Below are 12,504 nucleotides of genomic sequence, written 5' to 3'. Positions count from 1 at the left end.
TTTTTGTTATTTTATAAGGGCTTTTAGTGCTAATATGAAAAAAATATTGTAGGATTTTAAATAATATGTAAATAAAAAATATCTATTTTAATATATACGTGAAAATTAGTAATAAGTATGTAATTAAATTTTAACCATTTTGTAAACATTTAAAAAAGTGGGTTGTCCAATTTACTTTTTAAATGTTATAATAATTTCGTCGGCTAGGACAATTTTAAAATATATATGTGGGGGAAGGAGGCTGCCCTGAGCAAAACTCAGAAATTTCAGGGCAATCATACGCATGAATAAGAAGATTATTGCGGCGGTAGTTGCAGCATCCTTTGTAATTGGGCAGGGGGCTGTGGTATTTGCAGAGCCAGTAACTCAAGAGCAAATACAACAGAGTAGGGACCAATATAATGCCATTGAAGATAAAATTGCAGGCTTAGAAGAACAACTTAACATACTAGATGAACAAATTGGTTCCATGAATCAAGCTATAGAAAAGAACAATCAAGAGATTGCAGCTCTTCAAAAACAAGTGGAAGACACTCAAAAAGCTATTGAAAAATTAAAAGGAGAGCTTAAAGAAAAACAAGATCTTTTTGACAGCAGAATGAGAGCAATATACAAATCCGGCGGTCAAAACGCTTACATTTCTTTATTAGTAGAAGCAAAAGGATTTAGCGATTTCATAGCAAGAGCTCAAGCAGTAGGGAAGCTTATGGGCATGGATCAAAAAATAATTAAAGACTTAAATGATAAAAAGCAAGAGCTTGACGATAAAGTAAAAGAATTAGATGGAAAAGTTTTAGAGGTTGGAGTGCTTAAACAGCAAAATGAAGCCAAGCTTGCTGAATTAAAAGGCAAGGTGGACGAGCAGAATAAAGTCATAGCAGAAGCTAAAGCAGAAAGAGCTAAAGTTGAAGTAGACCTAGATACTAGAGAATGGACCGTAGTTGAGTTCCCAATTAGCGTAATCAACAATGATGCCAGTGGGGAAAATGATATTAGAAACTCTCTTACCACACTAGTATCTATAAGAAAGAACATAGTATCTACAAATATAGATCAAAGGGTAAATGCAGCTGTAGAAAAAGCTAAGTCAAAATTAGATGCTATACAGGCAGCAAGAGAAGCAGCAAATAGACCTTTATCAAGGGGAGATGAATCTGCATCTGCCAGCGCTGTATCACTTTTAAACTATGCATACCAATTCCAAGGAATTCCATATGTTTATGGTGGAACCACACCAAGTGGATTTGACTGCTCAGGCTTTACTCAATATGTGTTTAGAAAATTTGGAATTAGTATAGGTCGTACAACCTATAACCAAATAGGTGCAGGAAGAGCGGTATCTCAATCTCAAATGCAACCTGGAGATTTAGTATTCACACATGCTGGACATGTTGGTATATATGTAGGTAATGGAAACTTTATACACGCACCTCATACTGGTGATAAAGTTAAAGTATCAAAAGTTTACAAATTCTATGCAGCAAGAAGAATATTAAATTAAAGTTAATATAAAGGCATTCTCATATAATTGAGAATGCCTTTTAAGCTTTTAAAGGTTTTATTTTGTTTCATTGTTTTTAATTTTTCAGATTGTGATAATATTTTTCTAAATTTTGTTTTGTTATTAATCATTTTTTAAAAAGGTCTAAAAATCTTTGCCATAGGCTGTTTTTTTCTTCTATTACAGGGAGGGAGGATTTTTTATCTTCTGTTTTTTTAATTTCAGGAGTTCTCATAATAAATTGTACGGTAGAATTTTTATTCTTATGGTTATCTGCAAAGGAAGTATAGATGTTTTCTTTATTATTTCCTAAAAAGCTATTATTAAGGTTATCCTCAAGGCTGACTCTAGCTTTTTTAATGCCTTCATTGCCAAGCTTATTTATTCCCTTCTTAAGTTCCTCCTCACCCTTTATAAGAGCACCCACATCATTAGGTAAATTATCCGTTCCTTTTTTCATGCTTCCTATACCGCTGCTAATGTCTCCAAGGCCATTAAATAATTTTGAGGTACCATCATTAATGGAAGCAAAGCTTGAGTGTATTTCGCTTAATGCCGCAGGGAGCTGAGAACTTTGAACTGCAGCTTCTTTCATGCCAGCTGAGGCATCGCTTAATCCTTTATTAAAGACTTTATAGCCTTCCTTTATCTTACCAACGCCCATTTCATAATTTTTCATTCCTGCAGCGCTTTGTTGCAGGCCTCCACTTAAGGCATCTATGCCTTTCTTTTCTTCAAGAATGCCTTTTGCCATAGCTTGCACCATAGGGTCAGGACTATCAGCATAAAGTTTTGCTATCTCTGTAAGCTTGTCATGGCCTTCTTTAAGCTGAGAAGCACCACCACTTAAATTTTCCAGGCCATCATTAATAGATTTTGCTCCTCCCTGCAGGCCATCTAGACCCTGTAATATGCCAGCGCTATTTTGTGACAATTCATTAAGGCCTCCAGACAAGGAGTTTAATCCATTTACCATTTCACCGCTTTTATCTGACATAGTCTTAAGTCCTTTTTGAAATTCATTCATGCCTGATGAAAGCTTCTTAGATTGAGTATAAATTTCATTGGAACCTTTATAAAGGTTGTTAAGCCCACCATTTAACTCATTCATGCCATTTTTAAGCTTTCCTGTACCATCAATAGCTTTGGCCATGCCTCCTTCTAGGTCTTTAGATGCCTTCTCCATATCACCTAGCCCCTGGGTAAGTGAATCCATGCCTGTTTTAATATCTTCAGGAAGATTAAAGGCTGCAGGAAGCACGGTGATGGTTATAGGCTCTAGCTCTATATCCTTTCCCTCCATTTCCAAAGTAAACTCAGCATCCTTAGGAGGAAGAGCTACAAAATTAATGTTAGCAGTTTTACCCACCACCACCTTGTTTCCATCCTCAGTATTTATATTGGTAAATACGTCTAAATTTGCAGCAGCTTGAATTTGAGCCATAAGCTTTGTGGCTTCAGGATTATCTTTATTAAATTTAATCTTAAAGGCTATTTTCAGTTTTCCGGTTTTACCAGCTAACTCCTCAGCTTTAACCTCTTTGTCGTCAAGAAAATATTTGATTTCTACTTTAATGGGAAGCTCCTTTTCTATGGAACCCTCATAATAGAATTCCTTCTGCTTTAGCTCATTAAGGTTCCACTTAATCTCATCTCCCTTAACTTCAGGGGTAACAGCGCTGGTGAGGTTTTTAATATGCGCGTAGTTACCGTAATCTACAAACTCCGAAGCACCATCTAGACCATAAACGTGGTTTACTATTTTTATAGAAGCTGGACTTCCATCCCCATTTATAGAAACATATACTGTCTCATCCTTAGCAGAGGCAGCATGGGCTGCCACATTACCTAAGAGTATGAAAGATAAAAGCATAGCGCTTATAAATTTCTTTTTCATAAATATTACCTTCCTCTTAATTTTATTTTCTACATGCTTATATTGTTATTATCACTTTTGATTTTAGGCCATGCTATAGTGGTGTGTTTAATTATAGGACCTAGAGCTAATAAAAGAGCTGGCAGCAATATATAAACCAGCAGAAGGCTTATAAAAGCCCCTCTACCTATTAGCAGAGTAAGCTCAGAAGCAGACTTTATGGTGGTGATAAAAGAAACACTAAGGGTACCCGCCATAAGTATCAAGGCACTGGTAAGCACAGACCTCCCAGTATCTCCTATGGTCTTTTTCATAGCTTCTATAGGCTTAAATTCCTTCAAATTTTCCTCATACCTTGAAGTAAATAATATGGCATAATCCACCGTAGCCCCCAGTTGAATGGCTCCTATGATGATAAAGGATATAAAATTAAGCTTGGAGCCCATAAAATATGGGATGCTTAAGTTAATCCAAATGCCCAGCTGAATTACAAACACTAAAATCAGTGGCAAGGTTAGGGATTTAAAGGTGAATAACAAAATCAATCCTATGATGATAATAGAAATAATAGTCACTCTGTCGAAATCCTTTGAAGTAACCTTTTGAAGGTCCGTATATACTGCAGCTTCTCCAGTTAAGTACCAGTCGCCTGTGTATTTACTTGCTGTAGATTGGATATCTTCAATAGTTTTTTTTGTTTCCGTTCCTTCCACTTCTTCTAGAATATTTAATATAAAATAAGTGTACTTAGGAGACTCAAAGGTCTTTCTAACTTCTTCAGGAATAAGAAAGTCAGGTAAGGTTTCATCTGCCATAGAATATAGCCCTTGTACTGATTCCACCTTATCTAAAGCTTTTATCTCCTCAGAGAGATTTTTAATCTTAACCTTATCCTCTTTTGGAACTATAAGTATAAGCTCATTGCTTTTGCCAAAGATGCTTTCTATCTTTTCATTAGCAAGGACGGAGTTGGATTTTGAAGATAAAGTTTTTTCTGTGGAATAATAATATTTAAGTTTTGATTGTCCAAGAAATGCTGGAATTACTAAGAGCAGGGCTAAAATCAAAGCTATATGCCTTCTTTTAACCATCCAGCCAGATATATTTTTAAAGTCAGGTAAAAGTATTTTGTGAGTATATTTATTAAGGCTTTCTGTAACAAGTATTAAGCAGGGCATCAAGGTTACCACTGAAATTAAACTAAAGAAAACACCTTTTGCTAGTACAAGCCCCATATCCTTACCCATGCCATATTTCATTACCACCAGAGCTAAAAAGCCTCCTACAGTGGTAAGAGCACTGGCAGATACAGAACTAAAGGTTTTTGATATGGCTTCCACCATGGCAGATTCCTTATCCTTTGTTTCACTTTCCTCATGGAACCTATGAAGCAGGAAGATAGAATAGTCCATGGAAACTGCCAGCTGAAGTATATTGGCCACGGAATAGGTATTGGAAGATACACTGCCAAAGAGTGCGTTACTGCCCATATTAAGCAAAATAGCAACACCTATGGTAATAAAGAATAGTATAGGCTCATAATAAGCCCTAGAAGACATTAATAGAATAATGGTTATAATCACAAAGGCCACTACAGAATAGTATATAATCTCCCTGGAGGTGGTATCCTGCATATCCTTTGAAACCGCAGCCTGTCCTCCTATATAATGCTCAACTTTAACAATTTCATTAATCTTGTCTATAGCATTTCTAGTATTTAAGGTATCATTTCCTTCTTTAAACTGAATTTGAAGCAAGCTATAATCCTCTGTGATAAATCTTTTAGAAAGATTTTTATCCATAAACTCCCTAGGCTTATTTATATCCTCTACATCATCCAGCCAAATAACAGAAGTGATGCCAGGAATATTTTTAATACCTTCCTTAATCTCCAGAACCTTATAAAGTTCCTTCTCCTTAACCATTAAACTAGCCGTACCATTGATGTTAAAATCCTCACTAAGCTTATTCTTACCCTTAATAGAGTTGATTTCTTTAGGAAGATAAGAGCTTAAATCATACTCAATGGAAACAAACTGCATCCCTACTATAGAAAGCAGGATCAAAATCATATAAAAACCAATAATAAATTTTCTATGCTTAACTATAAAACCTGCAAATTTTCTCATATACCTTCTCCCCATAAATTTTATTCAAACAGTTGTTTTAAATATTTGTTTTAATTGTAACATGGCCGGAGATGAGAGTCAATAAGCATAGAAGCCTTTTAGAACTTAAATTGAAATTTGTAGATAAGTAAGAGGTAAGAGCTAAGAGGTAAGAGTTTTGAAAAAATTCAGCAAAGCTGAATTTTCACCACAACTATTACCTCTTACTTCTTAGTTCTTACCTATTTTCTTACTTCTTACCTAAAAAAACAAATTCTCAATTGCCTACAACTGATTCTATCAGAAGGCCAATATATTCATCCAACTCTTCTCGACTATTGAAATCCATTGAGCTGGGAGCCCCGTCAAATGTTTGGGTTACTAAACGGTTTACCACTGGCCCCAGTATTCCAGAAAAGAGCTGTAAGTACTTATAGTTTAGGAGCTTGGGGTTATCGATGCCTGTGCTTTCTTTGATGGTTTCCTCTACCATCACTTGGATTTCTTTGTTTAGGTATATTTTTTGAATAAGTACTGGGTTATAGCTTTTATCTTCTGTAGTAAGATTTACTATTAATCCTATAAGTGCGGGATAAGAAAACATAAAATTTAATAAGCTATGTGCCCAATTAAGCAATATTTCTCTAGGTGCAGCAGCTTCATCTTTAAGTATCTTTTCCTGAGAGTTGTATAATAAATCTGAATAATAATTTTCTACTTCCTTTAGTAAATTATTTTTGTTACCAAAGTGATAGTTGATGGCGGCTACATTTACTCCAGCTTTTTCCGTGATTTCTCTAATGGTAACCTCACCTTTAAGACCTACTATATCTATGGTGGTTTGCAATATTTTTGTTCTGGTATCTAAAACTTCATTTGACATAGGCTACCCTCCTTTAGCGATTTAAAGACCTTTAACCTGCATTAATGTTAATAACTTTTCTTTGATTATATGTTAGCATAATTAGTAATTTTTATAAATAAGCAAAGCAAATTACTATCATGCAGAAATTCTGATCTTATAGTTAAGCAAAAAAACCTGGTAGATCACTATAAAGGCAGGTTAAAATAAAATGCTGTAGAATACATAAAAGATTCTACAGCATTTTTAGCTTTTATAGTCACAAAATATTAAAGTTTAAAAATTTGAATGGTAAGAGCTAAGGTTTCCACTGTGGTGTTTAGATCCTTTATGGAATTTGTAAGCTCTAGCATAACTGCAGATTGTTCTTCTGTAGAGGCAGAAACTTCTTCTGTTGAAGCAGCTGTTTCCTCAGATATAGCTGATATGCTTTCGAATTCATTATTTAAGGAGGAGGTTTCATTTCCTACATGACTTAAGGATAAATTAATGTTCTCAATTTGATTTTTAATATCTTTTACGTTCTCTGATATTTTTTCAAAGGCTTCTACAGTGTGGTTTACACTATAATTTTGCTCATTTACAGTTTCTTTTACACTGTCTGTGATGGTTACCGCATTTTCTGTTTTTGAAAGTATATCATTTAATATCTTTTCTATTTCTTTAGCAGAGGAGGTAGATTCATCGCTAAGTTTTCTTATTTCTTCTGCTACCACTGCAAAGCCACGTCCATGCTCACCTGCTCTAGCAGCCTCTATAGAAGCATTCAGTGAAAGAAGGCTAGTTTGCTCTGCTATGCTCTTTATGCTATCTGTGATGGTTACTATGTTTTTAGAGTTTGCTTGAAGGTCTTTAATAATTTCTATAATTTTTTCAATTTCCATAGTACTGGTTTTAGTGTTTTCATATAACATGGACACTATTTTATTAGAGTTTTCATTGATAACCATAGTATCTTCAGATTTAGCTTTCATGTCATTAGAATAATTATATACTTTCCCAAATTCATCCCTTACCACTGAAAAGTGGTCTATAACGCTTTGTAGATTAACAGATTGCACTTGGGTGCCTTCTGAAATTTGTTCTACGGTTCTTGCTACTTCTTCAATGGATACAGCGGTGGTTTCTGAAGAAGATAATATTTCAGAGGAGGTGCCGTTCACTGCCACTATAATCCTATTTATTTCTTCAATTAAACTTCTAAGTCTATTTACCATGAGATTAAAACCTTGAGCTAAACTTCCTATTTCATCATTGGACATAATATTGCTTTGCACCGTAAGATCTCCACTACTGGCTGTTTCCATGGTTTTAACCAGTGAAGTTATGGGCTTAATAAGTGTTCTTGAAATAAGAATGCTGATCATAAGCATTACTAGTGCTGCTCCCAAGGACATTACAAGGGTTTTATTTAATAATGCTTTTGTAGGTTTTGATATATCTGAGTTAAGAACAGCAGTAGATAAATACCAGCCGGTTTTAGGAACTACTGCAATGCTTTGAATACCCTTATTTCCTTCAAATTCATAATTTGTAGAAGCCAGAGTTTTTTCAGAATCCACATTCATATTTTCAGCAATGCTTTTAAAGTTAGTTTCTTCAATAGGTTGTCCTACAAGTTCCTGTTTAGGATGAGAAAGGTATAAGCCTTTGCTATCCGTAAGGAAAGAATAACCTGTATCACCTATTCTATTTTGAGACAGCTCAGCAGTGAAATATTCTACATAAACAGAGTTTACTGCTACAGCTATAACATCTCGTGCATCATTATAAACAGGAGCTGCAAATATCACTAAATATTTATTTGTAGCCTTAGATAAAACTACATCGCTGATATTAATTTCTCCTTTTAAAGCTTTTTGAATGTAATCCCTCGTACCCACATTAATCTTTAAAAAGTTCGGGTGACTGTCTGCAAATATAACTCCGTTCTTATCTACGATAAAAAAATGTTCGTGAGATCTAGTAAGATCAAATTTTTGTTTTAAATATGTACTCATTTTTTCTACAGAAGCCTTATTGCTTTCAAAAAAACTCTCAGAAGTATCATTTTGTCTTAGCATAGCTATGTTTTTTATATTTTCATCCATAGCCAGCATGTTTGCCGTACTTACCTCCGCATTAATAAGAGAATTCAAATTTTGCTGAGATTGATTGCTGCTTCTCTCCACGCTTTCTTTCATCAGACTTTCCACGGTCTTTGAACTCTGCCAATGAATTAGCGCGCTCACTGCTAAAAGCGACCCTACGATTAAAGCTGTAAATAGCAATGGAATCTTGAATTTTAGTTTCATTAAATAACCCCCTATGGTATATTTCGTTATAATTGCATTAACAAAATTAGAAACTATACTATATAACTCTATAATCGTGTAAAAATGAAAATATTTAACACTTTTGTGTATTTACTTCTAATAATTTTTTCTTTTGAGGAATAATGGGAAATGTGCTATTATTATTGAGAATTATAAGATTAAGAATATAGTGAATAATGCCTTGGGTTATAAAGGGTATTCTATAAACTTTACATTAACTAATAAATAAAGGAAGATAATTTATGAAAGAAAAAAATAACTTTGAAAAGCTAAGTGAAATAGAAATTAATAGATATAAAAATGTTTCCTTAAATAAAGACACCTTGATGGCACCTGGGGAAACCTTAGATGATTTACAGCTTAAAGGAGTTCATATAATTCAAAAGGAGGATGCCTTTAGATTTGGGGTAGATGCAGTGCTCCTTGCTAATTTTGCTAAGGTGAAAAATAAACACACCGTTATAGATCTCTGCAGCGGTACTGGAATAATTCCTTTTATCATAGCTGGAAAGACAGAAGCTAGAAAGATAACGGGCTTAGAGATTCAAGAAGAAATGGTGGAGATGGCAAATAGAAGCATAAAAATTAATGATCTTCCACATAGAATGAGCTTTGTCCAGGGAGACCTTAAAGATATAAAGCTTTTAAAAACCTTAGAAAAGGCAGATGTAGTCACAGTGAATCCGCCTTATAAGCTTAAAAATTCAGGAATACTAAACCCAAAAGATAAAAATGCCATAGCAAGGCATGAAATCTTATGTACCTTAGAAGATGTAATTGCAGCAGCTAGAGTATTATTAAAGGACAATGGAAGGCTTTTCATGGTACATAGGCCAGAGAGAGTAGCGGATATTCTCTGCCTAATGAGAAAATACAAAATTGAACCAAAGACCATACAAATGGTGCACCCCAACACTAAAAAAGCACCCAATATAGTTTTAGTAGAAGGTCAAAGGGATGGGGGAGCTTATTTAAAGTTTGAACCTCCATTGTATGTATATAAAGATGAGGGTGGCTACTCAGAAGAAATAGATAGAATCTACGGAAGAATTTAAGGAGGGATAGTTACATGGGAAAGTTATACCTTATACCCACGCCTATAGGAAACCTTAAGGATATAACCCTTAGAGCTTTAGAGGTGCTTGAAAATGCAGATGTAATAGCTGCAGAAGACACTAGGCTTAGCCTTAAGCTTCTCAATCATTATGAGATAAAAAAACCATTAATAAGCTATCATAAACATAATGAAATGGGTAAAAGCGAGGATTTAATAGAAAGGCTTAAAAAGGGAGAAACTATAGCCCTAATAACAGATGCAGGAACCCCAGGAATCTCTGATCCAGGCAGCGTAATAGTAAAAAAGTGTATTGAAAATAATATAAAATTTGAGGTGCTGCCAGGGGCTACAGCCATAACCACAGCCTTGGTTTACTCAGGGTTAGACACCACAAAATTTTTATTTCGAGGCTTCCTGCCTAGAGAAAACAAGGAGAGAAAGCCAATAGCGAAAGATCTTAAAAATAGCACTGAAACCCTAATATTTTATGAAGCTCCACATAGGCTTAGAGATACCTTGGAATTTTTATTAAAGGAATTCGGCAATAGAAATATAGCCTTGTGCAGGGAACTTACAAAGCTCCATGAAGAAATACTAAGAATGAAGCTAGAAGATGCCATTAAATATTATAATGAAAATGATCCTAGGGGAGAATATGTTTTAGTATTAGAAGGCAAAACCCAAGAAGAAATTGAAAAAGAAAACATGGAAAAGTGGGAAGAGCTAACCATAGCTCAGCATCTAATTGAATACATTAATGAAGGTTCCACAAAAAAAGAAGCCATAAAGCAGGTAGCTAAAGAAAGAAATATCCCAAAATCTGAAGTTTATAAACATTCTATTGATTTAGAGCAATAAATTAATTTTAAGCATATAAATATAAATAAAAAAACAGCACCTGGGTGCTGTTTTACTATTTTATCAATTATTTATCGTTTTTAAGTTCAGCTAAGCAGTTTTTGCAGATGTTCTTACCTTTGTAGTTTATAACATCTCTAGCATCTCCGCAGAATATGCAAGCAGGCTCATATTTCTTTAATATTATTTGCTCACCATCAACATAGATTTCTAGCGCATCTTTCTCTGCTATATCCAATGTTCTTCTTAACTCGATAGGGATAACTATTCTTCCTAATTCATCAACTCTTCTTACTACACCTGTAGATTTCATAGACCTTTCCTCCTTAAATTACAATATTCGACACTTGTCATATATTATTATAACAAAAATGTAATAAATAGTCAAATAAAATTTTTATCATAATTTACATATTACAATTTTTTTACCATATTTGACTTTCTATACATACTATACTACCATAAAATTGAAAAGTCAATATATGAGAAAATATTATTTCAAAATTATCATACTAAGCTAAAGCCTTTATATATAAGGATTATAGGCTGCTTTATGTTTTTATTCATCGTTAGTTTACTAAAAATTAATACCAAGTAAATAGAAAATTTATACAATAAATAAAATAGTAATAAAATGGAGTTGTATATTAAATCCTGTCGAAGGCTTGTCCATAAAATGACTTTAAATTACATAGTTGTTTCCAATATGAAAAATAGGTTATAATAAAGGTGAGGATTCACAAAGAGTTTACATAAAAAATTTGCATTAAATTTTTAATTTTGTGAAAAATTATAAAATATGAAATTGATTATGTAAATAAATAGAAATATTTTTGTGATTAATCAATATTTTTTTAATCTTCTTAAATAAAACTTTTTTCCACAAGTGTGTATAATTTTCTTATAAGTTTATTCACAAAGAAATTTAATAAATGTTAATAAAATGTTGAAAAAGTAACAGCTATTCCACAGCTGATAAACAACTTGTCCACAGGTTGATTGTGGATAATGTTTATAACTTTCCTATGTGAAGAAGAGGGAATTTGTGGATTGTGGAAAGTTATCAACAAATAATGTGGATAAGTCTTATGATTTTGTTGATAAGTGGCCTAATATGCTAGCTGGAAACCTTTACTAGGCTGTTGAAAGCTATTTACAGTAAATTAATTATTATGTGGTAAGGTTTACTTGAAATGAGTTTATAAGTACTGTATAATAAATAAAAGTGTTGTAAGAATAATTGGACAGTTTGTGAGGAGGTATATACTAGATGCCTAAACCTGAATTTAATATGGATTATTTAATGGAATTGGCAGATGAAATGTCTAAAAATAATATGGTTCCTTATGAGGATCTTCCCAAATATGACTTGTTTCTTTCTCAGGTTATAGATTACCTCAATGACAAATTTACTGAAGAGAAATACACCAATAATATTGTACAAAACTATATTAAAAGTGAGATTATCTCAAAGCCGGAAGATGGTAAAAAAAGAGGTTATACTAAGCTTCATCTAACTCAGTTAGTATTATTAAGCTACATGAGACCGGTGCTTACCAGTGAAGAAATAAGAAAAGTATTTAGACTTGCATTTAATGAAATTAATGATAGAGGGGACGACATAATATCTTGGGAAAATGCTTATAAGATATTTTCAGAAATCCAAATGGATAGCTTTAAAGAGTTTCTTGCAAATCCCTTTTTAGATGATGACAAATTAGATAGTATAGTAGAAAAATTAGACCTTAAAGATAAAGAACAAGAAAGAATAAAGCTATTCCTTGCAGTTATGTCATTAATAGCTCAAGCTAGTGTAATTAAAAAGATGGTGCAAAGATTAGTAAGCGAATACCATGAGTAATGTTAAAGTGAGAAAATGCCCTTTTCATAATAACTAATAACTCATATGGCTGCCATTAACCATTAA

The 12,504-nt window shown here is 33.4% G+C and carries 9 protein-coding genes; 4 read left to right on the top strand and 5 right to left on the bottom strand.

The window, feature by feature from the left end; genetic code table 11:
- The first annotated feature begins 283 nt into the window (after positions 1 to 283).
- A complete protein-coding gene (locus BUA82_RS16395; protein ID WP_073010786.1) occupies positions 284 to 1,501 on the top strand; it encodes a C40 family peptidase in 1,218 nt (405 codons plus the stop codon).
- A 127-nt stretch (positions 1,502 to 1,628) separates the two neighbouring features.
- Here the strand turns inward: BUA82_RS16395 and BUA82_RS16390 are convergent, their stop codons facing one another.
- From BUA82_RS16390 to BUA82_RS16375, 4 genes are all read right to left on the bottom strand, one after another.
- Positions 1,629 to 3,398 (bottom strand): YhgE/Pip domain-containing protein, encoded by a 1,770-nt coding sequence (locus tag BUA82_RS16390; RefSeq protein ID WP_073010784.1) that lies wholly within the window; start codon positions 3,396 to 3,398, stop codon positions 1,629 to 1,631.
- Between the two features lie 29 nt (positions 3,399 to 3,427).
- Positions 3,428 to 5,506, bottom strand: coding sequence for an efflux RND transporter permease subunit (locus tag BUA82_RS16385; RefSeq protein ID WP_073010781.1), 2,079 nt, complete (start codon positions 5,504 to 5,506; stop codon positions 3,428 to 3,430).
- Positions 5,507 to 5,762: 256 nt separating this feature from the next.
- Positions 5,763 to 6,368 carry a TetR/AcrR family transcriptional regulator gene (locus BUA82_RS21155; RefSeq protein ID WP_073010778.1) on the bottom strand — a complete coding sequence of 202 codons (606 nt, stop codon included), beginning with the start codon at positions 6,366 to 6,368 and terminating at the stop codon, positions 5,763 to 5,765.
- A gap of 248 nt (positions 6,369 to 6,616) precedes the next feature.
- Positions 6,617 to 8,641 (bottom strand): methyl-accepting chemotaxis protein, encoded by a 2,025-nt coding sequence (locus BUA82_RS16375; RefSeq protein WP_073010775.1) that lies wholly within the window; start codon positions 8,639 to 8,641, stop codon positions 6,617 to 6,619.
- Between the two features lie 347 nt (positions 8,642 to 8,988).
- On the opposite strand from BUA82_RS16375, the gene BUA82_RS16370 reads away from it, so the two are divergent.
- Positions 8,989 to 9,717, top strand: a complete 729-nt coding sequence (locus BUA82_RS16370; protein ID WP_073011064.1) for a tRNA1(Val) (adenine(37)-N6)-methyltransferase — start codon at positions 8,989 to 8,991, stop codon at positions 9,715 to 9,717.
- 14 nt (positions 9,718 to 9,731) lie between these two features.
- Positions 9,732 to 10,577 (top strand): 16S rRNA (cytidine(1402)-2'-O)-methyltransferase, encoded by an 846-nt coding sequence (rsmI, locus tag BUA82_RS16365; protein WP_073010771.1) that lies wholly within the window; start codon positions 9,732 to 9,734, stop codon positions 10,575 to 10,577.
- A gap of 67 nt (positions 10,578 to 10,644) precedes the next feature.
- Here rsmI and BUA82_RS16360 read toward each other — a convergent pair whose 3' ends face one another.
- Positions 10,645 to 10,890 carry an AbrB/MazE/SpoVT family DNA-binding domain-containing protein gene (locus BUA82_RS16360; protein WP_073010768.1) on the bottom strand — a complete coding sequence of 82 codons (246 nt, stop codon included), beginning with the start codon at positions 10,888 to 10,890 and terminating at the stop codon, positions 10,645 to 10,647.
- 957 nt (positions 10,891 to 11,847) lie between these two features.
- On the opposite strand from BUA82_RS16360, the gene BUA82_RS16355 reads away from it, so the two are divergent.
- On the top strand, positions 11,848 to 12,438 hold the full coding sequence (locus tag BUA82_RS16355; protein ID WP_073010765.1) for a DUF1836 domain-containing protein: 591 nt from the start codon (positions 11,848 to 11,850) through the stop codon (positions 12,436 to 12,438).
- The last annotated feature ends 66 nt before the right edge of the window (positions 12,439 to 12,504 follow it).

Origin of the sequence: Clostridium amylolyticum (assembly GCF_900142075.1) — a bacterium.
Taxonomy (GTDB): Bacteria; Bacillota; Clostridia; order Clostridiales; family Clostridiaceae; genus Clostridium_AA; species Clostridium_AA amylolyticum.
Note: the sequence above shows the minus strand (reverse complement) of the source record. Positions and strands in the feature narration are given on the sequence as shown.

Coding starts and splice junctions, on each gene's coding strand:
- BUA82_RS16395 (WP_073010786.1), top strand. CDS start 284: ATGAATAAGAAGATTATTGCGGCGGTAGTTGCAGCATCCTTTGTAATT.
- BUA82_RS16390 (WP_073010784.1), bottom strand. CDS start 3,398: ATGAAAAAGAAATTTATAAGCGCTATGCTTTTATCTTTCATACTCTTA.
- BUA82_RS16385 (WP_073010781.1), bottom strand. CDS start 5,506: ATGAGAAAATTTGCAGGTTTTATAGTTAAGCATAGAAAATTTATTATT.
- BUA82_RS21155 (WP_073010778.1), bottom strand. CDS start 6,368: ATGTCAAATGAAGTTTTAGATACCAGAACAAAAATATTGCAAACCACC.
- BUA82_RS16375 (WP_073010775.1), bottom strand. CDS start 8,641: ATGAAACTAAAATTCAAGATTCCATTGCTATTTACAGCTTTAATCGTA.
- BUA82_RS16370 (WP_073011064.1), top strand. CDS start 8,989: ATGGCACCTGGGGAAACCTTAGATGATTTACAGCTTAAAGGAGTTCAT.
- rsmI (WP_073010771.1), top strand. CDS start 9,732: ATGGGAAAGTTATACCTTATACCCACGCCTATAGGAAACCTTAAGGAT.
- BUA82_RS16360 (WP_073010768.1), bottom strand. CDS start 10,890: ATGAAATCTACAGGTGTAGTAAGAAGAGTTGATGAATTAGGAAGAATA.
- BUA82_RS16355 (WP_073010765.1), top strand. CDS start 11,848: ATGCCTAAACCTGAATTTAATATGGATTATTTAATGGAATTGGCAGAT.